The following is a 24877-nucleotide window of genomic DNA, read 5'->3' on the forward strand; positions in this document are numbered from 1 at the left end:
CAAGGTCTGCCGCTCGTCGTCGTTCAGCTCGATCGCCACCGTCGGTCGCCCCGCACGCCCCATGCCAGCTCCTGGTCGCCACCATCAGCCCGTCACAGGGAATCTACACCCGCCCAGCCATTATTTAGCGTATTTAGCGGACGGCACACTAGCTCCCGTCGCCGGAATCGTCCTCGTCGGTGCGCTGCTCGGGGGTGTGACGCGGGCCCGGCTGCGGGGGCGGTCTCTTCCTCGTCCTGGCCGGTGCGTTCCTGTGGGGTGTAGCGGGGGGTGTCGGGATCGGTGTCTGGATCGGTGTCGTTGCGTTGTTCGCTCACGTTGCTGCCTTCCGCGCGTCCGTGTGGGTCAGCTCGCCACTTCCTCCGCTCGCTCGGTGGCCTGCTGGCTGCGGATGTGTTGCGTGTCGTCGTGGATCTCGTCGATCTCGTCGCGGATCTGCCGTAGCTCGCGTCTCAGGTCGGTGATCTCCTCGCGCAACGGGACGATCTCCTCACGCAACGGGCCGATGGTCGCCTGCTGGGCGAACCGGAACGGCGCCTGCACGAGTTGACTCGCGGTCTCTTTCAACCTCGCCATCGTTGCTCCTCGGTCGTGGACTACGACCGACGGTACGGAGGCGGGCCGAGCCCGCGGGCCTCTCGGTTGGTCGTTCGTTCACGAGGCTGCCAGCGGCCACTGGTGACGCGACCGGGGGCACGCAAGCGTTCTTCCAGGGCAGCGGTGTGCGAGCGGGGGGAGTCGAACCCCCAAGCCCCGAAGGGCACCAGGACCTAAACCTGGCGCGTCTGCCGGTTCCGCCACGCTCGCGCGGCGACAGGGTACGACCGGGCGGGTTCCGTCGGCGCCGCCGTACGCTGCGCCGATCGGTGAGGAGGCTGCCGTCGTGGGCGACGATCGTGGGGCGGCGGGGCGCCGCCTGCGACTGCGGCGCACCGCTGCGGTGGCGCTGATGACCGCGGCGCTGGTCGCCATCCTGGCGCTGGTCGGGGTGGTGCTGTCCGGCGACGGTCCGCCCGGCCGCCCAGCAGCGTCCCCGGAACCCATCGCGTCGGCCGACGGGATCGTGCTCCGCCGCCTCGTCGTCACCGACGCGCTGGATCCCCGGACGGGTCAACCGGCCGCGCCCCGCGACCGCTTCGAGATCGGCGAACGGGTCGTGGTGTGGGTCGACGTGGATTACGACCGCAGCCGTCCGGGGCGCGACGTCCTCCGGTTCGTGTTCACGCGGACGGACGCGGACGTCGACGAGCTGTTCACGTCCACGGTCCGCATGCCGCAGCCGTTGGGCACCGCGGCCGCTGGTCTCAGCGCCGCGTACACCCAGCAGCCGGGTCGCTACCAGGTGACCGTCTACGCCAACGACCAGCCACTGGCCAGCGCCGACTTCACGGTGGCCGCATGATCGCGCTCGTCGACGTGGGTCTCGACGGCCGCTGCTGTGCCCCGCCAGGGACTCGAACCCCGAACCTGCCGATTAAGAGTCGGATGCTCTGCCAGTTGAGCTAGCGGGGCGAACCGTCCACACGGTCCGTGACAGGACGGACGTGGGGTGAGTGAGGGGATTCGAACCCCCGACCTCCTGGACCACAACCAGGCGCTCTCACCAGACTGAGCTACACCCACCAGGTGCGCGTGAAGCGTACGTGTGGGGGGTGGGACGTGCAAAGGTCCGTGGCCTCACTCCCACACGTGGGACGTGCAAAGGTCCGTGGCCTCACTCCCACCGGCGTAACAGCTGGCTGAGGTCGTCGCTTCCGACGTTCCCGCCGGACAGGATCACGCCGACCCGTCGGTCGCGGACACCGGCCGCGTCGCTGAGCACCGCGGCGAGCGCCACCACACCGCTGGGTTCGACGAGGAGCTTCAACCGGTTCAAGACGAACGTCAACGCGGCCAGGATCGCCGCGTCAGACACCGTGACGATCCGGTCCACCCGTTCGCGGTTGACGGCGAAGGTCAGCTCACCGGGGGTGGTGGCCCGCAGCCCGTCCGCCACCGTCCGTGGAGTCGGGATCGACACCCGCTGGCCGGCGGCGAACGAACGGGCGGTGTCGTCACCATCCGCGGGCTCCACCCCCACGATCTCCACGTCGGCGAGCGTCCCCCGGGCGGCGGTGGCGCACCCGGCGATCAGTCCGCCGCCGCCGACGGGGACGACCAGCGCGTCGAACGCTCCCGCGTCCTCGATCAGTTCGAGCGCGGCGGTGCCCTGACCTGCCATGACCCGCGGATCGTCGTAGGGGGGGATGATCGTCGAACCGCGCTCATCGGCGAGCTGGTGGGCGATGTCCTCGCGATCCTCGCGACCGCGGTCGTAGGTCACGATCATCCCGCCGTAGGCGATCGTGGCGGCGCGCTTGGCGGGTGGCGCGTCGGCCGGCATGACGATGGTCGCGGTGGTGTCCAGCAGGCGTGCCGCCAGCGCCACCGCCTGAGCGTGGTTCCCCGAGGAGTAGGCCACAACGCCCCGTGCGCGTTCCGCCTCACCCAGCGACGCCATCGCGTTGTAGGCGCCCCGCAGCTTGAACGACCCCGCCCGCTGCAGGTTCTCCGCCTTGCAGACCACACGCGCGCCGCTGCGTTCGTCGAGGGACCGTGCGGTGACCAGCGGAGTGCGGTGGACGACGTCCGCGAGCCGGCGCCCCGCGGCGCGGACGTCGTCGAGATCGATCACGGCACATCAGCCTCCGGCCAGTCCAGGTCGCCACGCGCCGGCAGCGCCCCGATCGCGCGGCCGGCAGCGCCCCGATGACCGAAGGCCCCGACGGGGGGCGGGGCCTTCGGGGCACAGACGCCCATGGGCACCCCGAGAGGGCCCCGCATCTGTGGCCGGGATCACTCTAGGCTGACCGCGACCGCGAACGCGAGCTTGCCTCGAAGTGGCCGCGAGCCTCGAGGCCTGCCTGGCGGTACTCTGCCGTGGCGGCGACCGTGGCCGCCGACTCCTCGCGCCCGTAGCTCAATTGGACAGAGCAGCCGGCTTCTACCCGGTGTTCGTTGCAGGTTCGAGTCCTGCCGGGCGCGCTTCCAGCCCACTGCGTCAGCGGGGGCGACCGCGGGGGATGTACCCCTTGGGCATCGGCAGTTCGCTGTCTGAAAGCGCCCGTAGCTTCGTGTCGAGCGACCCTATGTCCTGCTTCTTGATCCGGCGCGGCAGACGCATCAGGTGCATCCGCAGTTCCCCCAGGCCGACCTCGTCCTCGCCGTCCCCGATGATCACCTCGTGGACCGGTGTGTCGCCGACCACGCGCTGCATGCGTCGGTGTTCCTTCTTCAACATCGACTGCACGCGCGGACGTGCCCCCTCTCCGACGAGCACCACGCCAGGCCGTCCCACGACGCGGTGGACGAGATCCTGCTTGCGAGTGACGGCCACGGCGGCTGTGACCCGCCACGGCCCGCGCATCGTCTGGATCACCGCCAGCGCAGCACCGGGTCGACCTTCGATCGATCCGAGCTGGACGGAGGTGGCCCGCCGACCGAGGACCACAACCGCCGCCAGCAGCCCCAGCGTGACCCCGACCGCGGCCCCCACGATCGCGTTGGCGGTCAGCAGCCCGATCGCGAACACGATCGCGAAGACGCCCACGCCCACGGCGGCGATCAGCGGGACCGCCCGCGGGTCGGCCTCGCGGGTGGTCTGGATCACCAGCCATATCTGCCGCAGTCGGTCCATGCGCGCCACACCGATCGGGTCCGCCGCGAGCGTAGACGGCACCGGCTGGACGGTTTCCGGTGGGTGGCGGTCGGCTTGCCCGAACGTCCGGCACCGCGCCGGCCGCGACGCGCCATGCTGCGGGGGCACCTGCTCCAACGAAGAACGCGACGGAGATGCTCGTGCGGAGGCTGTCCCACACACGTCGCCTCGCGGGCACGGTGGCCGTGCTGATCGCGACCGCCGCCTGCGGGCCCGCAGAGCAGCCCGGACCCGCCACCACCCCCACCGAGGAGGTGACACCCAGCCCGGGTGAGGTCACCGCCACCGCTGCCACCCAAGGCGATCCTGTCGAGGAGGAACACGGCGCGGCCGAGCACATGACGGTGTGGGCGACCTCGATCGTGGTCGGCGTCCACGAGGTCACCGAACTTGACGGGGAGGTTCACGCCAACGCCGTGCAGCTGCGTTCCCACTTCGACTTCCTGCTCCGCGAGCATGCTGCTCTGGTCGGCCACGCCACCCACGCCGCCGTCGATGGCGCCTACAGCCCTCGTGCTGCGGTGCAGGTTGCGCTCACCGACAACACCGAAGAGCTGGCGAACGAGATCCGTGAGCTGTTCGACAGTCCCTTGGCCGAACGCTTCGAGGAGGCCTGGACGGCCCACGTCGACCACGAGCAACGCTACGTCGAGGCGATCGTGTCGGGCGACGCCGCCGGTGCTCGTGTGGCGATGCAGGACCTGCGACGCAACGCCGACGAGCTCGCGGACACGGTGGTGTCGCTGACCGGTGGCACCGCCGACCGGGCCATGGTCGCCGAGGACATCACCTCGCACGTCGACACGATCACGTCGGCCGTCGACGTCCACGAGCAGCCCGACCAGTGGTACGGCGCGCTACGGGACGCTGTCGAGCGCATGGGAGAGGTCGCCGCGGGGCTGGCCGGAGTGATCGCCGAAGCCCAGCGCCTGGAGGGCGACATCGACTCCGAGGTGGCTCGCCTGCGTGCTGAGTTGACCGGCCGCATGGTCGATGACGTGGTGTTCACCGCCATGCTGACGCGGGCCACGCTCGCGCCCGACGAGGAGGCGGCGCCCGTCGAAGACGTGGTCGACGCTGTCACCCGGTCTCTCGCCGCGACCCTGGGCGAGGCGCTCGGAGACGAGTTCAGCTCGCATCTCGAGGAGCTCTGGCACGAGCGGACCGACGCCCTGGTGGCCTACGCCGAGGCGGTGGCCGAGCGCATCGAGGCCGAGGAGGCCGGCGAGGAGATCGGCGAGGCCGAGGAGGCCGCCGAGGAGGACGCCCTGGAGCGGCTGGACGAGTTCTCCCAGGAGCTCGCCACGCTGCTGGAGGAGGCCACGGGCGGGGCGCTGGAGGTGACGATCATGGAGCGAGACGCCGCCGAACACGTCCGGACGATGACCGCGACGATCGACGCGCAGGCACGTCGCTTCTAGACGCTCTCGAACACGGCCGCCACCACCGCGTGTCGCCCGTCCGGCCACCGCGCATGGCCCCACATGGCCTCCCTCGACCGGCCGGACGGCCAGGGGGCGGTGTTTGCCTGTCGACGTGACCCCCGAGGGCCTCGGCTACAGTCGCCGCATGATCGGTTGGGCTCGGTCGGGGGTGGGACGCGCGCGGCGGTGGCCCTCCCGTGCCGCTGCGGTGGCCGCCGGCCTGCTGGTCGTGTTCGCCGGCGGGTGTACCTGGCAGGCGGGCGCGCTACAGCCCAAGGGCCCGGGCGCTCAGCGCCAGTACGAGGTGTTCCTGATCTCCTTCTGGACCGGGCTGGCCGTGTACGTCATCGTCGGCGGCCTGATGCTGATCGCCATGTTCCGCCGTCGCCGCGCCGACGAGGACGAGGCGCGCTTCCCGGCCAACCGCTTCGTGTTCATCGGCGGACTGCTCGTGCCCACCGTGATCCTGATGGGCATGATGGGAGCCACGTTCGTGTATCTGGCGCAGGAACCCCACAGCGGTGAGCTCGACGTGACCGTGATCGGCCACCAGTACTGGTGGGAGGTGCACTACCCCGAGCACGACGTGGTCACCGCCAACGAGATATACATCCCGACCGGGACCGACGTCGAGTTCCGGTTCGAGACGGTCGACGTGATCCATGCGTTCTGGGTGCCGGAACTGCACGGCAAGTCCGACATGGTGCCCGGACGCAGTACCCGACTGGTGATCCATGCTGACGAGCCGGGCCGCTACCGCGGCCAGTGCGCCGAGTACTGCGGCCTGCAGCACGCCAACATGGCCTTCGAGGTGGTCGCCGTGTCCCCGGAGGAGTTCGATAACTGGGCCGAGGCGCAGGCTCGCCCGGCGGTTGTCGACGACCCCCGCGGCGAGGAGCTGTTCATCCGCCACGCGTGCGCCGGGTGCCATGCGATCCGCGGCACGGACGCCGACGGGCAGATCGGGCCCGACCTGACCCACCTGGCCAGCCGAGCCATGCTCGGAGCCGGGACCGTCCCCAACGACCGCGGCCACCTGTCCGGATGGATCGTCAACTCCCAGACGATCAAGCCCGGCAACGAGATGCCGCCGATCACCACGCTCGAACCCGACGAGCTGCACGCGCTGCTCGACTACCTGGAGAACCTCCAGTGACCACGACGCTGCCCCGGTCGGCCGTGGCGGAACGTCTCGACGAGATCTGGTCCGACCAGCCGGGGATCGTGGGGTTCCTGACCACCGTCGATCACAAGCGGATCGGGATCCGCTACTTCGTCACGGCCCTGACCTTCTTCGTGATCGGCGGGATCCAGGCGCTGCTGATGCGCACGCAGCTGGCGGTGCCCGAGAACACGTTCATCGGTCCTCAGCTGTACAACCAGCTGATGACGATGCACGGCGTGACGATGATCTTCCTGTTCAACACCACGATCTGGGGTGGGTTCGGCAACTACTTCCTCCCGCTCCAGATCGGGACCCGCGACATGGCGTTCCCGCGCCTGAACGCGATGTCGTACTGGTTCTTCCTGCTGTCCGGGATCTTCCTGTACACCAGCCTGTTCATCGGGTTGATGCCCGACGGCGGCTGGTTCGCCTACCCGCCGCTGACCGAGAACGAGTTCCTGCCGAACCTCACGATGGACTACTGGGCCATCGGGCTCGCCTTCCTCGGGGTGTCGACCACCGTCGGTGGCATCAACTTCATCGTCACCACGTTCAAGATGCGCGCCCCCGGGATGAGCGCGAGCCGGCTGCCGATCTTCGTGTGGTCGATCCTGGTGATGTCGTTCATGATCGTGTTCGCCCTGCCGGCGATCACGCTCGCGCAGGTGCTGCTCGAGCTCGATCGTGCCTTCGGCTTCCGCTTCTTCGACGCGACCGCGGGCGGCGACCCGGTGCTCTACCAGCACCTGTTCTGGCTGTGGGGCCACCCGGAGGTCTACATCGTGTTCGTGCCCGCCACCGGTGTGGTGTCCATGATCGTGGCATCCCTGTCGCGGACACCCCTGGCGGGCTACCTGCTGGTGGCTGCCGCCCTGGTGGCGCTCGGCTTCCTGAGCTTCGGGGTATGGGCACACCACATGTTCACGGTCGGGCTGGGCTTCATGGCGCTGAGCTTCTTCTCGGCTGCGAGCTTCATGGTCAGCATCCCCAGCGGGGTGCAGTTCTTCGCCTGGATCGCGACCCTGTGGAAGGGCAAACCGATCTTCAACACGGCGATGCTGTTCGTCATCGGGGCCTTGTTCGTCTTCCTGGCGGGCGGGATCACCGGCGTGATGGTCGCCATGATCCCCTTCGACTTCCAGGCCCAGGACAGCTACTTCGTCGTGGCCCACTTCCACTACACGCTCGTCGGGGGCTCGGTGTTCCCGGTCTTCGGCGGCCTGTACTACTGGCTGCCGAAGATCACCGGGCGGTTGATGAACGAACGGCTCGGCAAGTGGAGCTTCTGGTTGGTCTTCATCGGTTTCAACGTGACCTTCCTCCCGCTGCACCTGCTCGGCCTGTGGGGCATGCCCCGGCGTTACTACACCTACCTGTCCGGACTCGGCTGGGACGGCATCAACCTGGCTGCGACCATCGGGGCGTACGTGCTGGCGGTGGGCTTCGGGGTGTCGTTCGTCAACTTCCTGTGGAGCCGCAAGCGTGGCCCTCTGGCCGGGGCGAACCCGTGGGGGGCCGGCGAGCTGGAGTGGTCCACCCCGTCGCCGGTGCCCGAGTACAACTTCCTGGAGTTCCCCCGGATCACCAGCCGGTACCCGCTGTGGGAACAGCCGCTCGAGGCGGTCAGCGACGAGGAGGAGGGCCCGCCACCCGAACGTCCGGTGCTCCTACCAGGCGAGGAAGAGGAGGAGCACTACACGCTGGCCACCGGCGGGGTGGACGCCGTGCCTGAGCAGGTCATGCCGATGCCGAGCCCGTCACCGTGGCCCCTCGGGGTCGCGGTGGGGACCATGATCTTCTGCTTCGGGGTGCTGACCCGCGGCTTCTGGATCGGGTTGCTCGGGGTGGGCGTGATCGCTGTGTCGCTGTTCCTTTGGTACTGGCCGGAGTGGATCGAGGAGGAGGTCGAGCTGGAGGGCACCGAGGTCGAGGAGGCCCTGCGATGACGACCGCGCAGGCGGCGGGAGACCGGCCATGAGCGGCGTCGGGACCACCGCACACGGGCCGGTCGTCGAGATCCGCCCTGGCCGGTCGACCGCCTGGTGGGGGATGATCAGCCTGATCGTGACCGAGGGTGTGCTGTTCGGCCTGCTCCTGTTCGTCTACTTCTACTTCTGGGCCGGACTGGGCGACTGGCCCCCGCCCGGCGTGCCGGTGCCGGAGCTGGTCGGGTCGGGGATCCGTTCGGCCCTCCTGCTCGGCAGCACGGCACCGGTGATCCTGGCCGAGCGCAGCCTCATGGAACGCGGAGACACCGCCAAGTGCGCCATGTGGCTCGTCGTCGCCCTCGCGATGGCCGCGATGTTCCTGATCGGCCACATCCAGGAACAACTCCTTCTGTTCGCGGAGCTCTCCCCGACCGAGACCGCGTACGGCTCCGCGGTGGTGACGATCCTGAACTTCCACGCGGTCCACCTGATCATCGGCATGATCGCCTTGACGTTCGTGCTGACCCACGTGCTCCGCCGCCGGATCACCGCGGAGCGCCACACGATGCTGGAGATCGGCGGGATGTACTGGCACTTCGTGGACGTGATCTGGGTGTTCGTGTACGGGGCGCTGTACCTCTCGCCACGCGTGCTGTCCGGCTGAACCGATGATGATGGCGGAGAAGGCGGAACACGCCGGCGGGATGGGGCTGTGGTACGGCCTGGTTGCCGGGATCGCGTTCTGGGGTGCCCACATAGCCGGGATGGCCGCGATCACCCCCTACGTGTGCCACAGCGGCCAGATGGTCTGGTACCACGTGCTCACGTTCGCAACGCTGGCGCCGACCGCGGCGGCGCTGATCCCGACCTGGGCGGCGTGGCGGGACGAGGACGCCTCGTCGGGGGTGCGCTTCCTCGGGGGGATGGGCCTCCTGCTCACCGCCATCTTCGGTCTGGCGATCATGGCTGAGTACGTCCCGGTGTTCATCTTCGACCCGTGTGCGGCCTGATGGGCCGCATCGTCGCCCACGCTGGTCAGCCGCTCAGCCCCGAACGCTTTGCGGCGGCGTGGAGCTTCGAACCGCTGATCGTGGCGGTGCTCGTCGCTGGGGTGGCGGTCTACGGCGCCGGGCTGCGGCGAGTGCGCTCCACGGAGGCCGGCCGACGTGCGCTCCCGCCGTGGCGCACGCGGTGCTTCGCCGCCGCGGTGACGCTCGCCGCGGTGGCGCTGCTGTCGCCCCTCGAGGCGCTCGCGCACGAGCTGTTCGGGGCGCACATGCTGCAGCACGTGCTGCTGACACTGGTGGTGCCACCGCTGCTGGTGCTCGCCCGTCCGGTGCTGGTCGGGTCCATGGGGCTGCCGCTGCGCGCCCGCCGGACCCTGTCCGTGGCGCGGGTACGCCTGCCGCAGCCGGGGACCCGCCCGGTCGGCTTCGCGGTTGCGGCCGTGGTCGTGCACGTCACGACCCTGTGGGTGTGGCACGTACCGGCGCTGTACGAGGCGGCGCTCGATCACGCGATCGTCCACGTGGTGGAGCACACCACGCTGATCGCCGGGGCGCTGCCGTTGTGGTGGGTCGCGGCCGAGCCGCGCGGTCGGTACGCGAACGCGGTTGGGGTCGCGGCTCTGTTCGCCGGCGTGTTCCTGTCAGGCGTCCTGGTCCGGCTGGTCACGTTCGCCGGTGAGGCGTGGTACCCGCACCACATCGTGGGGGCACTGCGGTGGGGCCTGACACCGTTGGAGGACCAGCAGCTCGCCGGGGGCCTGATGCTCTTCCCCGGTGGACTCGCGTACCTGATCGGCGGGGTGCTGCTGTTCCTACGCTGGTTACGCGCTGACGAGCGTGCCGCGCTGCTGCACGGCCGGATCTGAGGAGAAGCGATGGCACCCAGAAGCTGGTGGCTGGCTTGCAGCCTGGCGGTGGCTGCGGTGGTGGCGGCATGTGACGTGGTCCCCGGCCGCGCCCCCGAAGCGGGCACCGAGACCCAGGTGGAGCTCGGCCGGGAACTGATCCAGCGGTACGGCTGTGGCAGCTGCCACACCATCCCCGGGATCCGCGGGGCCAACGGGCTGGTCGCTCCGCCGCTGACGAACTTCAGCCAGCGGGCGTACGTGGCCGGGGCCCTGCCCAACACGCCGGAGAACGTCGCACGCTGGGTTCAGGACCCGCCCAGCATCGAACCGGGGACCGCCATGCCGGTCCTGGGCGTCACCGAGGAAGAGGCGGGCAACATCGCCGCCTACCTGCACAGCATCAAGTAGCCGGGTCAAGTAGCGACAGATCCGCGCCGTTCGGGGCGGCTCCCGACCCCTGACAGTGCGACACACCCGGCTGACCTTGACGCTACTCCTCTTCCGCCGGCGACGCGCCATGGCCGTAGGCCGGAGCCGGGCGGGGCGCAGGCTGTGCGGCCTCGGCCTCGGCCCCAGCCCGTGCCGGCCGCTGCGATGATCCCGCCAGGTCACGGCACCACCGGTAGGTGATCAACGCCACCAGGATCGGGACCACCAGCGCGGCGGCCCGCAGGGTGTACATCGTCGACACGATGCTGACGTTCAACTGGGTGGCGATGATGTCCTGAGCACCAGCGATGTGGAGGACCACGTAGAACGACAGGCCTGCGGCGCCGAACGCGGTGCGGATCGGGCGGTCGCGCGGCCGGTCAAGGATGTGGTGGTAGCCCCAGTCCCGTGTGAGGGTGCGCTCCAGGGCGGGGTAGAAGTACAGGACGACGAACGTCAGGGTCGGTAGGAGCACCGCGGGGAAGAACGGGTTGGCGAGCATGAACCCCCAGCCGGTGAACTCCCACGCCGGGAAGATCCGCAGCGCACCCTCGAGCCAGCCCATGTACCAGTCGGGCTGCGCGCCGGTGCTCACGATGAACGGTTCGTACGGGCCGTAGTACCACACCGGGTTGATCTGGACCAGGCCGCCGAGCGCCGCCAGCACCGCGGTGGTCAGCGCGAACATCCCGAACGACATCGCGGTGTACGTCGGCCACAGCCGCGCCCCCACCACGTTGCGCTGGGTACGGCCCGGGCCCGGGAACTGCGTGTGGGTCTGGCGGAAGACCAGCGCGAGGTGCACGCCGATCAGCCCGGCGAGCAACGCGGGAAGCAGGAACACGTGGCCGGTGAACAACCGCGACATGATGTACTCGCCCGGGAACGGGCCGCCGAAGATCAGCGACGTGGTCCAGGTCCCGATCAGGGGGATCGACTCCATCACCGCATGAGCGATCCGCAGGCCCGTCCCCGACAGCAGATCGTCCAACAGCGAGTAGCCGGCGAAGCCCTCGATCAGCGAGATCAGCAGGAGCGTCACGCCGATCGCCCAGTTCAGCTCGCGGGGACGGCGGAACGCCCCGGTGAAGAACACCCGCGACAGGTGCACGACGATCGCCGCGACGAACACCAGGGCCGCCCAGTGGTGCATCTGGCGGAAGAACAGGCCGGCCCGCACGTCGAAGCTGAGCTGGATCACCGAGTGGTACGCGGCCGTCATCTCGACGCCACGCAGCGGGGCGTAGCTGCCCTCGTAGGTGGTGTCGACCAGGGACGACTCGTAGAACACCGCGAGGAACGTCCCGGTCATGACCAGGATCACGAAGCAGTACAGCGCCACCTCACCGAACAGGAACGTCCAGCTCTCCGGGAAGATCTTGGTCAGCTTCTTCTCGGCGAACTCCGACCCGCCGACGCGGCGGTCGACCCACCGGGCGAGGCGCTCGATCACCCTGTCTCCTGGCGCGCAGCCGACGGCCAGGTCCAAAAGCCGGGCCCCACCGGCACGTCGTAGTCGCCGCGTGCGATCAGGTAGCCCTGACCGTCGACAGCGAGGGGGAGCTGGGGGAGCGGGCGGGTCGCGGGACCGAACGTCGGCTTAGCCCCCTGCAGGACGTCGAAGGCGCTCTGATGGCACGGACAGAACAGCTGCTGGGTCTCGACCTGGTACAGGCCCACGGGACAGCCGTTGTGGGTGCAGACCTTGGAGTAGGCCACGTACCCGTCGACCGACCAGTCCTCGCGCCCGTCGAGCGGCTCGAAGATGTCGGAAGGAACCCGGAGCAGGACCGTCTGGGCGTCCGCGTCGTGGATGTGGCCCTCCGGGAAGACGGTCAGGATGCCGTTGACGTCGAGCTCATCGACCGGGACCGGGTGGCCTTCCTCGGTCACGAGCCGCACTCCGCGGTTCCAGGCAGTGCGAGCGCGCTCGGGGAACGGGGAGGGGCCCAGCGAGCGGATCGGGAACAGTGACGCCAGTCCGGTCACGCCGACGGCGGCGAACAGCAGCCGCCCCAGGAGCCGGCGGCGACCGATCTCCTCGAGGCTGTCGTCGTACGTTGCGAGCATTTTCGCCCGCTCGTCGGGGTTGCCCCCGGGGAACGGGCGCTCCTCCTCCTCGGGGCCGTGCGGCATCAGCTTGTGCGCCCAGATCACCGATCCGATCCCGATCGCGGCGGTCGCGACCGCCAGTGACCCGCCGAGCGCCTGGGTGTACCACCCGGTCTCCGCACCGACGGAGTACACGATCGCGAACGCGATCCCGCCGCCGATGCCGACCACGAAGGCGATGGTCGCGGCGACCGTCGCCACGCGCTGGTCGCGTCCGTCCTTCGATTCGGCGCTCACGTTCGCCTCCCGATCCACGCAGCCGCGACCAACAGCGCTCCCAGCCCGAACAACCACGCGATGGCGCCCTCGCTGTACGGCCCGAAGTGGCCGAGCGAGATGCCGCCCGCGTCGGTGGGCTGCTGTAGCTCCAGTGCCACGAAGGACGCGATCGCGTTGGCGTCCTCCTCGCTGATCTGCTCCTCGGAGAAGGCCGGCATGGGCCCCGGACCGATCCGGAGCGCCTCGACGACCTCCACGGGCGTGGCTCGGAACAGCGGCGGAGACTGTTCCACCCCTATCAGCGCTCCGCCGGTGCCCGCGAACTGGTGACACGCCGCGCAGTGGAGCCGGTACAGCTCGCCGCCGTGAGCGACGTCTTCCGGGTCGACCTCCACCCGGGGGATCGACGGCCCGCGCGTGAAACGAGCCGTGTAGCGCACCAGCGCGTCGATCTCCTCCTCGGCGTAGGCGGGTTCGCGTCGGCGGGTCGGCTCGTCGGGTTCGCTGATCGGCATGTACCCGGTGGTCAGGTAGAAGTGCACCGCCGCGGTCCCCGACTCCTCCAGCGACGGACCGCGGCTCGTGCCCTCGCCTTGCGGACCGTGGCAGTACGCGCAGTCGCGCTGGAACAGATGCTCCGCGGAGGGCGCCTCGGGACGAGGCTTCTGTGGCTGGGGCTGGACCTGCGCTGACGCGTCGGGCCCCCGTCCGGCGACGACGACGGCGAGCAGAGCGAACGCAGCGGCCGACACAGCCGCCACGCCTCGCCCTCTCCGGCCGCGGCCGATCACGACCTCGTCGATCCCTCCGCCACGAGAGACACTTCTTAGCACAGAGACGCGCCAAGTCGTGGTCGACGCCACGCCCCGTTCGGTCAACCCGAGGCGGCCTGACGATCGCGGCGGTCGTCCGCCGTCGCCGTCGCCGCCCTGACTGGGTCGCTCGGCGAGTAGCGTCACACAGGTCCGTCGTGAGGAGGCAGTGGTGGCCCGAGGGTTTGCCTACGTCGCCGGGTTCGTCTACGTGGTACTCGGCGTGGTCGGGTTCGCCGTCACCGGGTTCGAGCACTGGGTCGAGGCCGACACCGACACCTACATCGCGTGGTTCCGGCTCAACTCGACCCTCAACCTGGTTCACGCGGCGCTGGGGACCGTGCTGCTGTGGGCCGGCACCGAGCCACCGGGGGCCGTGCGCCCGGTCGTCACCACCGTGGGGCTGGTGTTCCTCGTGTTCGGGGTCGCCGGGTTCGCACTGACGGGGAATGCGGAGTGGAACGTGCTCGCGCTGAACCGGGCGGACGGGGTCCTGTACCTCGCGACGGGTGTGGCCGCGTTGGCAGCTGCCCGAGACGCGCGCACGGCACCGGCGACGTAGACGGCTAGGGCAGTTCACCCGCTCGCCGCAGCGCGTCGACGAGCTGTGACTTGTTCATCCGGGACCGGCCGGGGATGTCGGCCGCCCGGGCCATCTCGTACAGCTCCTCCTTGGTGTAGTCGGGACCAGGGTTCGTCCCTGTGACGATCGCCGCCGCACGTGGGGACAGGCCGCGGTCCCGCAGCTCGCGGTAGCGGCCGCCCTCGTCGTTCGCCATGTCGACAGCCTTCTCTCCCCGCCCTCGCGGGCACCGGGCAGACGGAACCACGCTATCGCGCCAGGGGTCGGTGCCTACCCTCGCCGGCTGGCCCGACGTGCGAGTTCTGCGACGACCTCTCGGCGCAGACGCCGCAGCTCCGCACGCGCCGTGTCGCGACACTCGGCGGCCTGCTCACGCGCCTGCGGCTCCAAGCAGCGATCCAGCGCCGCGTGCAGCCTGTCCTCGTCCGCTTCGTCCGCGGTCAGCACCAGCGGCCAGCCCAGCGCCTGGGCCTGTCGACGGACCTTCGCTCCGCCCACCACCGGGTCGATCGCGACCGCCGGGACACCGTGCTTGAGCGCCAGCACCAGACCGTGCAAGCGGGTCGAGACGACGGCGTCCATCCGCCGCAGCAGCGAGGCGAGCTCCGCTGAGCTGCGCACATCCGGTGCGATCGGACTCAGTGCGGGATCGACGCGCGTGTCCAGCGCGATCGCGGCGCAGCCCCGGTCGCCGAGGACCGCGAGGATCCGATCGTGGACCTCGTCGAGGCGGTCGTGGCCGTACTCTGGCTGGGCGTGGGCGCGGACGACGGCGACCGCGGGGACCTCAGCCACCTCCGGGCCGAGGCTGAGGTCGGGGCGGCAGGTGGTGTCGCTGTCGCGTTCCCACAGCAGATCGAACCTCGCTGCGACGTCCGGGTCGACCAGCGACAGGTTCAACCCCACGAGCGTGCACCGCTCGAACCGGTCCAGGAGCCGGTCGAGCTGCGTCCCGCCGGCCGGACCGCACACGAACGCGACCACCGCGTACCGAGCCGGATCCTGCTCGTCCCAGGTCACGCCGCCGGCGAAAGCCGGACTCAGGGCGACGTCGCAGCGGTAGCCGGCCTCCTCCAGCCACCGGCGGGCCTCCTCGCCGGCGAGGAGGTCGCCTGCGGTGGCCTCACCGGCGACGAAGCTGAACCAGCCCGCCACGAGGGCGCGCGGCTCGCCGTCCACCGGCCGCGACGAGGCCACCAGCGGTTCATGCAGGGTCACACCGCCTCGGGGTGGAGCTCCACGGTCGGTCATGGCCAGGACGGCTCGACCGACGGCGTCACCACCAGCTCGCGCAGTTCACACCCTGCGGGCTGGCGGAGCGCGAACAGCACCGTGGCGGCCACGTCGGCCGGGTGGTTGAGCATCTGCTCGGGCGCGGGGCGGAACTGATCGGGGCGGCCGTCGAAGAAGGCGGTGTCCATCCCACCGGGAACCAGCAGCGTCACGCCGACCTGCCCGGCGAGCTCGAGCATCAACGCCCGGGTCATCCCCACGATCCCGAACTTGCTGGCGCAGTAGGCCGACGCCGCCGGCAGGGCACGCAGCCCCAGCGTCGATGCGACCGTGACGATCCGGCCGCCGCGCTCACGCAGCGACGGGAGCGCCCCGCGGATCACCGCGGCGGTCCCCAGCAGGTTGACCGTCACGATGCGTTCCCACGTGTCGCGGTCGACGTCGGCGAAGTCGCGTGGCACGTCGACCGCCGCACACGTCACGACCCCGTCCAGGCCGCCGTGGCGTCCGGCGAGGTCACGCACCGCCTGTTCGGCGCGCCGGGTGTCGGCCAGGTCGATCCGTTGGAAGGGATGCGCCGTTGCGGGCTCGTTGATGTCCACCACGATCGGCGTCCCACCGGCCTCAGCGACCGCGTCGGCGACCGCAGCGCCGAGTCCCGACGCCCCGCCCGTGACCAGGACCGTCCCGACAGGTGCGCCAGTGCGGTCACTCACCGTTGCGGACCTCCTCGACCAGGCGGCTGGTGGATCGGCCGCGCAGATACGGGAGCACGACCGCTTGGCCGCCCCACCGCTCGACGACGCGAGCCTCGGGGAGGTCGGTGGTGGCGTAATCCGCGCCTTTGGCCCAGATGTCGGGCCGGAGCCGCTCGAGGACGGCCTCAGGCGTGTCCTCGTCGAAGACCGCGACGGCGTCCACGCAGCCCAGCGCCAGCAGCAACGCCTCGCGGTCGTCGGCAGGCATCACCGGCCGCCCCGGCCCTTTGAGCCGCCTGACCGACGCATCCGAGTTGATGCACACGACCAGGCAGTCGCCCAGCGAGCGGGCACCTTCCAGGGTGGCCACGTGACCGGCGTGCAGCAGGTCGAAGCAGCCGCCGGTCGCCACCACGCTCCCGCCGGAGGCGCGGACCTCGTCGACGAGCGCTCGGGCGTCGCGCGGACGGCGCCGGCCGGGCAGCCGCGGCTCGGTGTGGACGGTGGCTGCCCCGCCGGCGGCGACGAAGACGGTCGATGCGTTCGCCGCGTCCACCACCGCCTCGGATGGCACCGCTCCGTCCGCGAGGCGACTGGCCACGGTCACCGCGAACCGGTCGCCTGCCCCACACGGATCTCCCCCGTCCACCGCCGGCACCGGCACGGTCAGCGGGTGGGCCTCTCCGTCGACGAACAGTGCGCCGCGCCGGCCGAGCGTGACCGCCAACCCAGCGACCTGCCAGCGGGCGATCAGCGTCCGCGCCGCCGTGGTGATGCTGTGCAGGTCATCACCGCCGAGGCCGCCGCAGAACCGGCCGACCTCGTCGCGGTTGGGGGTGGCGACGCGGACGCCCGCGACCGGGACGCCCCCGCGAGGGTGTGGATCCCACACCACCGGGATGGCACGGGCGCCCTGGAGGACCGCGTCGCGGACGCTGTCGACGGCAGTGACGCCACGGCCGTAGTCGGAGACGAGGATGGCTGCGGCGCCGGCGAGGGCATCGGCGGCGGCCGGCGTCAGGTCCCCGACCCTCCCCGGCCGGCGACCGCCGCGGTCGAGACGGATCAGCGGCCGCCCGCCTGGCGCGATCCGGACCTTCTCCGGGGTCGGGGCATCGGTGCCGAGGTCGACCGTGTGGACGCCGGCCCGTTGCAGGAGATCGTCGAGTTCCCGGGCGGCATCGTCGTCGGCGAACGCCGTGATCAGGATCACGTCGCGGCCGTCACGAGCGGCCAGCACCGCCGCGAGACCGGCTCCGCCCGGACGGCTGATCACCGCGTCCTGGTCGACGACCGGGACCGGAGCGTCGGGGGCCACCCGCTCCACCGACCCGTCGACGTCGCGGTCGAGGAGGCTGTCACCGATGATCACCAACGGTGCCGTCACGACAGGGCTCCGGTCGGCGCGGCCTCTGGCAGATCCAGGTGGTCCTCGGCCGGTTGCGACGCTCCCACCGCGATGTCCACCTCAGCGCAGATCAGGTGCAGCATCACCAGGTGAACCTCTTGCACGGTGGCGACGGCTGCCGTCGGGACCGCGATCGTCTCGTGACACAACTGGGCCACAGGGTTGGGGAGCATGCCGGTCAGTCCCCAGGTGACCAAACCCTGACGCCGTGCCGCTTCGACCGCGCGGATGACGTTGGGGCTGCGCCCGGACGTGCTCAACGCCATCAGGACGTCGCCGGGACGGCCGTGGGCGCCGACCTGCCGTGCGAAGACATGGTCGTAGCCGTAGTCGTTGGTGACCGCCGTGACGCTGGAGGTTTCCGCGTGCAGCGCCAGCGCGCTGAAGGGACGTCGTTCGTCGCGGTAGCGGCCGACCAGTTCGGAGGTGAGGTGCTGGGCTTGGGCTGCGCTGCCCCCGTTCCCGCACACCAGCACGCGCCCTCCCTGGGTCAGGACCCGGGCGAGTTCGTGTCCCCAGCGCTGGATCGTCGACAGGTCGGGCATGACGTCGGTGAGCGCATCGATGAGGGCGTCGACGTGCGCCCGTCCGTGCGGCAGCGGTCGGTCAGCCATGGGACACCTCCTCGGCGAGGCGACGGTCACGGTCAGCGACCGCTCGGTACACGCTCAGCGTGGCGTCGGCGATGCGATCCCAGCTGTAGTGAACACGGGCCCGGACCACCCCCGCCTGGCCCATCGTGTGGCGCCGGCCGGGGTCGTCGAGCAGTGCGCGCACCGCGTCCGCGATCGCGTCGGGGTCCTTCGGCGGCACGTGCAGTCCGGTCACGCCGTCGCGGATGGTGTCGATCATGCCGCCGACCGCGGTCGCGACGACGGGGACCCCGCAGGCCATCGCCTCGACCGGGACGATCCCGAACGGCTCGTACCACGGTGTGCTGACCACCGCGTCGGCGGAACGCATCAGTGGCGGGACATCGTGCCGTTCGAGCCGGCCGAGGAAGGCGACCCGGTCGCGGACGCTGGCGTCGGCGGCGACGGCGCGGAGGCGGGCGATCTCCGGATCGCGGTCGAGATCCTCACGGCGCGGCCCTCCGGCCACCAGCAGCTCGGTGTGCGGCAGGGTGGCCAGCGCGCGGATCACGTCGTCGATGCCCTTGCGTGGGACCAGGCGGCTGACGATGACCAGCCGGTGCCAACCATCGCGCCGTGGCCTGACGCGACCGTCGGGACGGAACAGGCGCAGGTTGACGCCGCACGGCACGATCGTGATCCGCTCGATCTCGCCGCCCAGGCGCCGCAGCTCGAAGACCTCGTCGGTGCAGGTGGCGATCACATGGTCGACGCTGGCGACGAGGCACCGCTCGACCGGGAAGCGGTCGGCAGGGCTGGTGTCCATCTCGCCCTGGTGCCGGCGCTTGACCAGGCCGAGGGCGTGGAACGTCTGCACGACCGGAGCGCCGATCGGGGTGGCGCCGAGCACCGAGGCGTACCCGGACAGCCAGAAGTTGGCGTGGACCACGTCGGGGCGCCACCGCGTCCACGCCCGTTCCAGCTCCGCGGCGAACTGCTCCATGAACGGGAACTGCTCGTCCTTGGAGATCGGGCGTGCGGGGCCGGCGTCGACGTGCTCGACGGTCACGCCGTTGTGGAAGGGCACCCGTCGGGGGACGCCGGGATCCTGCCGGCGGGTGTAGACGGTGACCTCCGTCCCGCGGGCGGACAGCGCCTTGGACAACGCCGCGACGTGCACGTTCTGGCCGCCCGCATCAACGCCGCCCAAGACGACCATCGGGCTGGCGTGGTTGGACACCAACGCGATCCTCACCGCGTCACCTCCTCCAGGACCCGGTCCCACCCCGCCAGGAAGCGTCGCAACCCGTAGCGCTCGAGGGCTGCGTCGCGGGCGGCTTTGCCGCGTCGGCGGGCTTCCTCGGGATCCGCGATCAGGCGTATGACCCCGTCGATCAGCGTGTCGACCCGTGTCGTGACCACACCGGCTTCGGGGGGCACCGCCTCGACGACTTCCGTGGTGGCCAGCGCCGCCACGGGCATCCCCAGGTGCATCGCCTCCAGCAACGTCAACCCGAGCGAGGTCCACCGCACCGGGTGGACGTAGACGCGGCGGCGCCGGAGCTCCTCGTGGAGGCGTTCCTGTGGGACGTCCTCGAACGAACGCAGCGCATGCAGCCCGTCGCGGGCGGGCGCGTCGAGTCCGGCGACGCCGATCCCGAACAGGTCGACCGGGGCGGCCGTGCGCAGACGGTCGAGGAGATCGGTGCCGGTGACCCGGGCGCGGCGGACCGGCTCGTTGATCGCCACTCCCGCGTGCGCGACGTCGCCGATGTAGCGCTCTCCCGGGTCGACGATGCCGTGCTCGACGACCGTCGTCGACGCCGAGCCGCAATCCCAGAACAGGTCGTTGAAGTGGGTGACGTGCACGACCACGAGGTCGTCGCGATCCGCAGCAGGGTGGCGCATCCGGTTGATCCGTCCCTGCGGGGCGCTGTGCTCGAGGTACACCGCCGGGACGTCACGGCCGGGGCGGCGACCGCCGAGCCAGCGCTCCGCCAGGCCGTGCAGCTCCCGGGGGCGTTGGAGGATGACCACGTCGACCTCGGCGCCGGCGGCGTCGGCCGGGGTCACCTCGACGGCGTTGGGCGGCCACTGCCACGTGCGCGCCCGGCCGAGCCCGTCGGGTCCACGGTCGGGCAGGACGGGGATGAGGTAACGGTGGTCGCCCTGGACCAGCGACGTGGTGTACGAGCCGTGGATGTGCCAGCACAGGACGTTCATGGCCGTCCCGTCACGACCGGGTGCGCGGTGGCATCGGGGTCGGCGAGGACGCGACGCAGCGCGTCGATCACGTCGTCGATCGTGACAGTGCCGATGCACGGGTGGCCTGGCTGCGGGCAGACCGTGGCCCGGCAGCCCGCGCAGGCGATGGTCTGATCGCCGAGGATCTCGTGGCGGACCCCCCACGGCCGCCAGCGCACCGCCGGGACCGTGGGAGCGAACACCTCGACCACCGGTGTGCCGACCGCGGCGGCGAGGTGCGCTGGTCCGGTGTTGCCGGTCACGACGGCCGCAGCCTCGGCGAGGACCTCGGCGAAGGCCGCCAGGTCGGTCCTGGCGCCGAGGTCGGTGACGCCAAGCCGCGATCGCCCGCCGGCTGCGCCGGCGACCCGGTCAGCGCCCGCCCGCCCGCCGGCTGCGCCGGCGCCCCGGTCACCGCCCGCCCGCCCGCCGGCGATCCGGCGGGTCAGCTCCCGTTCCGCCGGACCGCCCGTGACCACCACCCGCCAGCCTTCGTCGAGGAGCGCGTCGACCAGGCCCTCGTGCCGTTGCGGCGCCCACGCCCGAGCCGGAACCGATGCTCCCGGGTGCACCACCACGTACCCGGGTTGGCCTGCGGGGTTCGCCCGCCGAGGGTGGCGACGGCGGACCGCCAGCCGGCCGTCGTCGCCTGCAGTCAACCGGTACCCGAGCGTGGCGACGAGCGACAGGTTGCGTTCGACCTCGTGGATGTCGTCGTCGACGCGGTGACGGACGTCGATGAGCGAACCGGGGAAGTCCTCGCTGATCGCTGCGATCGTGGCGACCCCCGCGAAGCGCAGGAGCAGCGCCAGCGGGAGCGCCGACTGGTGGAAGGAGGTGAAGATCGCCGCCTGTTCGACGCCCAGCGCCGCCACGCGATCGGCGAGGCCGAGCTCGGCGTCGCGCTCCACGGGCGGCCGGTCGTGGTCGATCCACGGCGCGCGGTGGACGACGACGTCGTCGACGCCGGGGAGGAGCTCGGCCGCGGCTCGACCGCGGGGCCCGCACAGAAACGTCACCCGCCCGGCGGTGGCGGCGACCGCGCGGACTGCCGGCCCGGTCAACAGGACGTCGCCGGCGTTGTCGAGCCGGGCGAGCAGCACGTGGGCGCCCGCCCGGGACCGTGCAACGCGCGCCACGGTCATCGGTCCTCCGTGACGATCCGGTCGGCCACGACAGCCAGGTCGGCGGCGACCTCGGGGGACGCGAGCACCTCCTCGGGGCGGGTCGACGGGCGCGGCACCAAGATGCCGCGTGCACCGGCGGCCAACGCCGCGTCGACGTCGCTTTGGATGTCACCGACCACGGCGCAGGACGTCGGATCGACGCCGAGGTCGGCGGCGGCCTTGGTGACCAGCCCCGGGGCAGGCTTGCGGCACTCGCAGCCGTCCTCGGGGCCGTGCGGGCAGACGAACCATCCGTCGAGCGGCCCCAGCAGCTCCTCGACCCGCTCGTTGACGGCGTCGACCTGCGCGCGGGCGAGCCGGCCGCGGGCGATCCCGCTCTGGTTCGTGACGACCGCGATCGCCAGCCCAGCGCCGCGGAACCGGTCCAGTGCGTCACGCACGCCCGGCAGCGGCCGGACCCGTGACGGGTCGCGGTTGTAGGGCACGTCCTCCACGAGGGTCCCGTCGCGGTCGAGCAGCACCGCCTCGACCCGACGCTCGGTCGCCAATGGGCCGCCGGGCCGCCACAGCCCGGCGGCGGCGAGCCTGCGGGCGCGGATCAGTCCCCGCAGCCAGTGGTACGTCGCGACCACGGGGAGCACGACGCTCGTCGCCAGCATGGTGGCGAGCTCGTCCCGGTCGCGTGGACCGGGGCGGATCCGCCGCCAGGCGAACTCGGCCGTCAGCCCCAGCCACGCGGCCGCGGCGATCGCCGCGGCCCGCGGGCGGTGCGACATCGCCGCCAGCACCGCACCACCGCCGGCCGCGGTCGTGGCGAGGTGCAGCGGGCGTCGCCCCGACGCCACTCCCGCCCGGTGGCGCCAGCGGTGGCCGTGCAGCGCGCGCATCAGCGCGTCGTCGGCGTTCCCGGCTTGCTTGCGCACGCTGACCCACGCGTCCGCCGGCGGGACCGGGTGGTCCACCACCCGCTGCCCCTGGACGATCCGGTAGCCGGCAGCGGTCACACGCAAACCGAGCTCCACGTCCTCGCGGTAGGCGCGCGGGAAGCGCTCGTCGAACCCGCCGACCCGCTCGAGGACGTCGCGGCGGTAGGCCATGTCCGCCGTCACCCACCGCGCCTCCGCCAGCCCCGCGACGTTGCGCTCCCAGTCGGTGGGAGCCCCATCCGGTGCGAGCGGCACACGGATACGGCCCTGGACTCCTGCGACGTCGCGGCCTGCGCCGGTCAGATCAGCCGCCAGGCGTTCCAGCCACGCGGCGGTCGGCCGGACGTCATCGTCGAGGAAAGCCACCCACGGTGCGCTGGACGCCCGCCACCCGAGGTTGCGGGCCGTCGCCGGACCGGACGCGGGACACGGCAGCACCCGGACCAGGTCCGCGATGCCGGGCGGCGGCCGGGTCGCCAGCAGCGGGTCGCTGCGGTCGTCACGATCGTCGACCAGCACGATCCGCTGGGGTCGCGGACCGTCGCCGTGGTCCAGGGCCTGCAGCAGTCGATGCAACGACGGCCGTCCGACCGTCGGGACGACGATGTCGAACGCGACCGCCTGCATCAGGCGCCGCCACCGAACAGCGCCCGTCGACGGACCAGGTACGGCCCGATCGCCAGCGCGTCGATCGGGGCTGATCCGAGGCACTCCAGGGCGTCCCGGGGATCGTCGACGATCGGCCGCCCGGCCGTGTTCAGGCTGGTGTTGGCCACGACGGGCAGGCCGGTCCGCCGCGCGAACCGGTCGAGGAGCCGGTGCACCTGCGGTTCGTCGTCGTGGTCGACCGTCTGGATGCGGGCCGTGCCGTCGACGTGCACCACCGCCGGGATGCGGTCGCGCCACGGGCGGCGAACCTGGTGCACGAACAGCATGTAGGGGCTCGGGAGCGGACCGTCGAAGATGTCGCTCGCCCGCTCCAGCAGCACCATGGGGGCGACCGGCCGGAACTCCTCGCGACCCTTGACGTCGTTGAGGCGCTCGACGTTCGCGGCGTGGCCCGGATGTGCCAGGAGACTGCGGTGCCCCAACGCCCGCGGTCCCCACTCGCTCCGACCCTGGTACCAGGCGACGATGCCGTCGTCGGCCAGAACGGCGGCCGTGGCCTCGGCGATGTCGGCGGGGCGCTCGTAGGGGACGCCGGCGGTGTGTAGGCACGCGGCGAGCTCCTCGTCGCTCCAGCTGCGACCGAGGGCGATGGTGGACAGCGGCTGGGTGCGGTCCCCTGCCTGGTGCGAGAGGTACAGCGCCCCGCCCAACGCTGTCCCCGCGTCCCCCGCGGCCGGCTGCACCCACACGGTCTCGAACGGTCCTTCACGGGCGAGCCGGGAGTTCGCCACGCAGTTCAGGGCCACCCCGCCGGCCATGGTCAGCACCCGGTCACCCGTCCTTGCGTGCAGCCACCGGGCCAGATCGAGGACGACCTCCTCCAGACGGACCTGGACGCTGGCCGCCAGATCCGCGTGCTCTTCCTTCCACACCTCCTCGGTCGGGCGGTGACGGGCCTCTGCGCGCTGCACCGGCTTGGCGAACGCGGCCCAGTCGACGTTGTCGACCGTGAAGGTCCCGTCCTCGCGGACCCGCACGAGATCGCGGAAGGCATCCAGGTGGGTCGGCGTGCCGTACGACGCCAGTGCCATGACCTTGTACTCGTCGGAGGAGCGCAGGAAGCCAAGGTGTTCGGTCAGCTCCTCGTACAGCAGGCCCAACGAGTGCGGGAGCTCGGTGGAGGCCATCACCTCCAGGTCACCGCGGCGCGAGCGGCCGGCGAGGTGGGTCGCGGTCTCGCCGCGGCCGTCGAGGCTGAGCACGCTGGCGTCGCGGTAGGGGGCGGCGTGGTAGGCGGACGCCGCATGGGCCACGTGGTGCGGGACGTAGCGCAGCATCGCCGGATCGAAGCCGGGCAGGGCGGTGCTGAGGAACGACGGCGCGCGCTCGACGTACAAGGTCCGCAGCCCCTCCCACGCGTTGGCCGTCACCTCGTCGCGCGGTGTGGGCGCCAGCGCAGGGTCGTACGAGTAGGACACCGCATCGAGGTCCTCGGGGGTGAGGCCGGCGTGCGCCAGGCACCACGCGGCGGACTGCTCGGGCAGTTCCCAGGTGGAGAACGGGACCGGCCGCTTGCCGTGCTTGCGGCGCGTGAAGCGTTCCTCCTCGGCTGCGGCGACCACCTCACCATCGACCACGAGCGCCGCGGCGGGATCGTGGAAGACCGCGTTGATGCCGAGGATGCGCACCGGTTCTCCCTCTGACGGCTCGATGACCATACCTTTCGTTCTTCCCAACGAACACGATGTGCGTAACTACCTGACTGTTGCCATTCGTCCGAACGAACGGTCAAGATCGGCCCGAACCGGCCGTTCGGGCGGCATCGTCATACTCGAT

At 71.2% G+C, this 24877-nt stretch carries 25 protein-coding genes and 4 tRNA genes; 10 read left to right on the top strand and 19 right to left on the bottom strand.

What is annotated here, in order from left to right:
* Positions 1–345 precede the first annotated feature (345 nt).
* Complete coding sequence (locus KY462_07270) at positions 346–576, bottom strand: hypothetical protein (GenBank protein ID MBW3577526.1); 231 nt, start codon at positions 574–576, stop codon at positions 346–348.
* Between the two features lie 147 nt (positions 577–723).
* A tRNA-Leu gene (locus KY462_07275) sits at positions 724–807 on the bottom strand.
* 76 nt (positions 808–883) lie between these two features.
* Here KY462_07275 and KY462_07280 point away from each other — a divergent pair.
* On the top strand, positions 884–1402 hold the full coding sequence (locus KY462_07280) for a hypothetical protein (GenBank protein ID MBW3577527.1): 519 nt from the start codon (positions 884–886) through the stop codon (positions 1400–1402).
* A gap of 37 nt (positions 1403–1439) precedes the next feature.
* Here the strand turns inward: KY462_07280 and KY462_07285 are convergent.
* From KY462_07285 to KY462_07295, 3 genes are all read right to left on the bottom strand, one after another.
* A tRNA-Lys gene (locus KY462_07285) sits at positions 1440–1512 on the bottom strand.
* A 33-nt stretch (positions 1513–1545) separates the two neighbouring features.
* A tRNA-His gene (locus KY462_07290) sits at positions 1546–1623 on the bottom strand.
* Positions 1624–1714: 91 nt separating this feature from the next.
* Entirely contained in the window at positions 1715–2674 is a 960-nt protein-coding gene (locus KY462_07295) for a threonine/serine dehydratase (GenBank protein MBW3577528.1), read from the bottom strand.
* A 274-nt stretch (positions 2675–2948) separates the two neighbouring features.
* On the opposite strand from KY462_07295, the gene KY462_07300 reads away from it, so the two are divergent.
* Positions 2949–3024, top strand: a tRNA-Arg gene (locus KY462_07300).
* Between the two features lie 16 nt (positions 3025–3040).
* On the opposite strand, the gene KY462_07305 is transcribed toward KY462_07300, so the two are convergent.
* Positions 3041–3676, bottom strand: coding sequence for a DUF4191 domain-containing protein (locus KY462_07305; protein ID MBW3577529.1), 636 nt, complete (start codon positions 3674–3676; stop codon positions 3041–3043).
* A gap of 161 nt (positions 3677–3837) precedes the next feature.
* On the opposite strand from KY462_07305, the gene KY462_07310 reads away from it, so the two are divergent.
* From KY462_07310 to KY462_07340, 7 genes are all read left to right on the top strand, one after another.
* The gene (locus KY462_07310) at positions 3838–5118 is read left to right on the top strand and encodes a hypothetical protein (protein ID MBW3577530.1); all 1281 of its coding nucleotides are present in this window, start codon (positions 3838–3840) and stop codon (positions 5116–5118) included.
* A gap of 103 nt (positions 5119–5221) precedes the next feature.
* Complete coding sequence (gene coxB / locus KY462_07315) at positions 5222–6277, top strand: cytochrome c oxidase subunit II (protein MBW3577531.1); 1056 nt, start codon at positions 5222–5224, stop codon at positions 6275–6277.
* The gene (gene ctaD / locus KY462_07320) at positions 6166–8232 is read left to right on the top strand and encodes a cytochrome c oxidase subunit I (protein MBW3577532.1); all 2067 of its coding nucleotides are present in this window, start codon (positions 6166–6168) and stop codon (positions 8230–8232) included. Before coxB ends, ctaD begins: the two co-directional genes overlap by 112 nt.
* Positions 8233–8260: 28 nt before the next feature.
* Positions 8261–8878 carry a cytochrome c oxidase subunit 3 gene (locus KY462_07325; protein ID MBW3577533.1) on the top strand — a complete coding sequence of 206 codons (618 nt, stop codon included), beginning with the start codon at positions 8261–8263 and terminating at the stop codon, positions 8876–8878.
* A 10-nt stretch (positions 8879–8888) separates the two neighbouring features.
* On the top strand, positions 8889–9224 hold the full coding sequence (locus KY462_07330; GenBank protein ID MBW3577534.1) for a hypothetical protein: 336 nt from the start codon (positions 8889–8891) through the stop codon (positions 9222–9224).
* Positions 9224–10087, top strand: a complete 864-nt coding sequence (locus KY462_07335) for a cytochrome c oxidase assembly protein (GenBank protein ID MBW3577535.1) — start codon at positions 9224–9226, stop codon at positions 10085–10087. The genes KY462_07330 and KY462_07335 overlap by 1 nt, the downstream gene beginning before the upstream one ends.
* Before the next feature lie 9 nt (positions 10088–10096).
* Positions 10097–10477 carry a cytochrome c gene (locus KY462_07340; GenBank protein ID MBW3577536.1) on the top strand — a complete coding sequence of 127 codons (381 nt, stop codon included), beginning with the start codon at positions 10097–10099 and terminating at the stop codon, positions 10475–10477.
* A gap of 82 nt (positions 10478–10559) precedes the next feature.
* Here KY462_07340 and KY462_07345 read toward each other — a convergent pair whose 3' ends face one another.
* The 3 genes from KY462_07345 to KY462_07355 are packed head-to-tail and all read right to left on the bottom strand — an operon-like array spanning position 10560 to position 13590.
* On the bottom strand, positions 10560–11951 hold the full coding sequence (locus KY462_07345; protein MBW3577537.1) for a ubiquinol-cytochrome c reductase cytochrome b subunit: 1392 nt from the start codon (positions 11949–11951) through the stop codon (positions 10560–10562).
* Positions 11948–12847 (bottom strand): Rieske 2Fe-2S domain-containing protein, encoded by a 900-nt coding sequence (locus tag KY462_07350; GenBank protein MBW3577538.1) that lies wholly within the window; start codon positions 12845–12847, stop codon positions 11948–11950. Before KY462_07350 ends, KY462_07345 begins: the two co-directional genes overlap by 4 nt.
* Entirely contained in the window at positions 12844–13590 is a 747-nt protein-coding gene (locus tag KY462_07355; protein MBW3577539.1) for a c-type cytochrome, read from the bottom strand. The genes KY462_07350 and KY462_07355 overlap by 4 nt, the downstream gene beginning before the upstream one ends.
* A 223-nt stretch (positions 13591–13813) precedes the next feature.
* On the opposite strand from KY462_07355, the gene KY462_07360 reads away from it, so the two are divergent.
* Positions 13814–14203, top strand: a complete 390-nt coding sequence (locus KY462_07360) for a DUF4383 domain-containing protein (protein MBW3577540.1) — start codon at positions 13814–13816, stop codon at positions 14201–14203.
* A gap of 4 nt (positions 14204–14207) precedes the next feature.
* Here the strand turns inward: KY462_07360 and KY462_07365 are convergent, their stop codons facing one another.
* The 10 genes from KY462_07365 to KY462_07410 all read right to left on the bottom strand — a co-directional run bounded on the left by KY462_07365 (position 14208) and on the right by KY462_07410 (position 24729).
* A complete protein-coding gene (locus KY462_07365) occupies positions 14208–14420 on the bottom strand; it encodes a Rho termination factor N-terminal domain-containing protein (protein MBW3577541.1) in 213 nt (70 codons plus the stop codon).
* Between the two features lie 74 nt (positions 14421–14494).
* Entirely contained in the window at positions 14495–15442 is a 948-nt protein-coding gene (locus KY462_07370; GenBank protein ID MBW3577542.1) for a polysaccharide pyruvyl transferase family protein, read from the bottom strand.
* A gap of 29 nt (positions 15443–15471) precedes the next feature.
* Positions 15472–16173: an SDR family oxidoreductase gene (locus tag KY462_07375; GenBank protein MBW3577543.1), complete on the bottom strand. Its 702-nt coding sequence runs from the start codon at positions 16171–16173 to the stop codon at positions 15472–15474.
* A complete protein-coding gene (rfaE2, locus tag KY462_07380) occupies positions 16166–17542 on the bottom strand; it encodes a D-glycero-beta-D-manno-heptose 1-phosphate adenylyltransferase (GenBank protein ID MBW3577544.1) in 1377 nt (458 codons plus the stop codon). The genes KY462_07375 and rfaE2 overlap by 8 nt, the downstream gene beginning before the upstream one ends.
* Positions 17539–18108 carry an SIS domain-containing protein gene (locus tag KY462_07385; GenBank protein MBW3577545.1) on the bottom strand — a complete coding sequence of 190 codons (570 nt, stop codon included), beginning with the start codon at positions 18106–18108 and terminating at the stop codon, positions 17539–17541. Before KY462_07385 ends, rfaE2 begins: the two co-directional genes overlap by 4 nt.
* Positions 18109–18169: 61 nt before the next feature.
* Positions 18170–19390, bottom strand: coding sequence for a glycosyltransferase (locus tag KY462_07390; protein MBW3577546.1), 1221 nt, complete (start codon positions 19388–19390; stop codon positions 18170–18172).
* Positions 19387–20358 (bottom strand): glycosyltransferase, encoded by a 972-nt coding sequence (locus KY462_07395; GenBank protein MBW3577547.1) that lies wholly within the window; start codon positions 20356–20358, stop codon positions 19387–19389. The genes KY462_07390 and KY462_07395 overlap by 4 nt, the downstream gene beginning before the upstream one ends.
* Positions 20355–21524, bottom strand: a complete 1170-nt coding sequence (locus KY462_07400; GenBank protein ID MBW3577548.1) for a glycosyltransferase family 9 protein — start codon at positions 21522–21524, stop codon at positions 20355–20357. Before KY462_07400 ends, KY462_07395 begins: the two co-directional genes overlap by 4 nt.
* Positions 21521–23059 carry an HAD-IIIA family hydrolase gene (locus KY462_07405; protein ID MBW3577549.1) on the bottom strand — a complete coding sequence of 513 codons (1539 nt, stop codon included), beginning with the start codon at positions 23057–23059 and terminating at the stop codon, positions 21521–21523. Before KY462_07405 ends, KY462_07400 begins: the two co-directional genes overlap by 4 nt.
* The gene (locus KY462_07410; GenBank protein ID MBW3577550.1) at positions 23059–24729 is read right to left on the bottom strand and encodes a carbamoyltransferase; all 1671 of its coding nucleotides are present in this window, start codon (positions 24727–24729) and stop codon (positions 23059–23061) included. The genes KY462_07405 and KY462_07410 overlap by 1 nt, the downstream gene beginning before the upstream one ends.
* Positions 24730–24877 lie beyond the last annotated feature (148 nt).

Source organism: Actinomycetota bacterium (genome assembly GCA_019347675.1).
Lineage (GTDB): Bacteria > Actinomycetota > Nitriliruptoria > Nitriliruptorales > JAHWKO01 > JAHWKW01.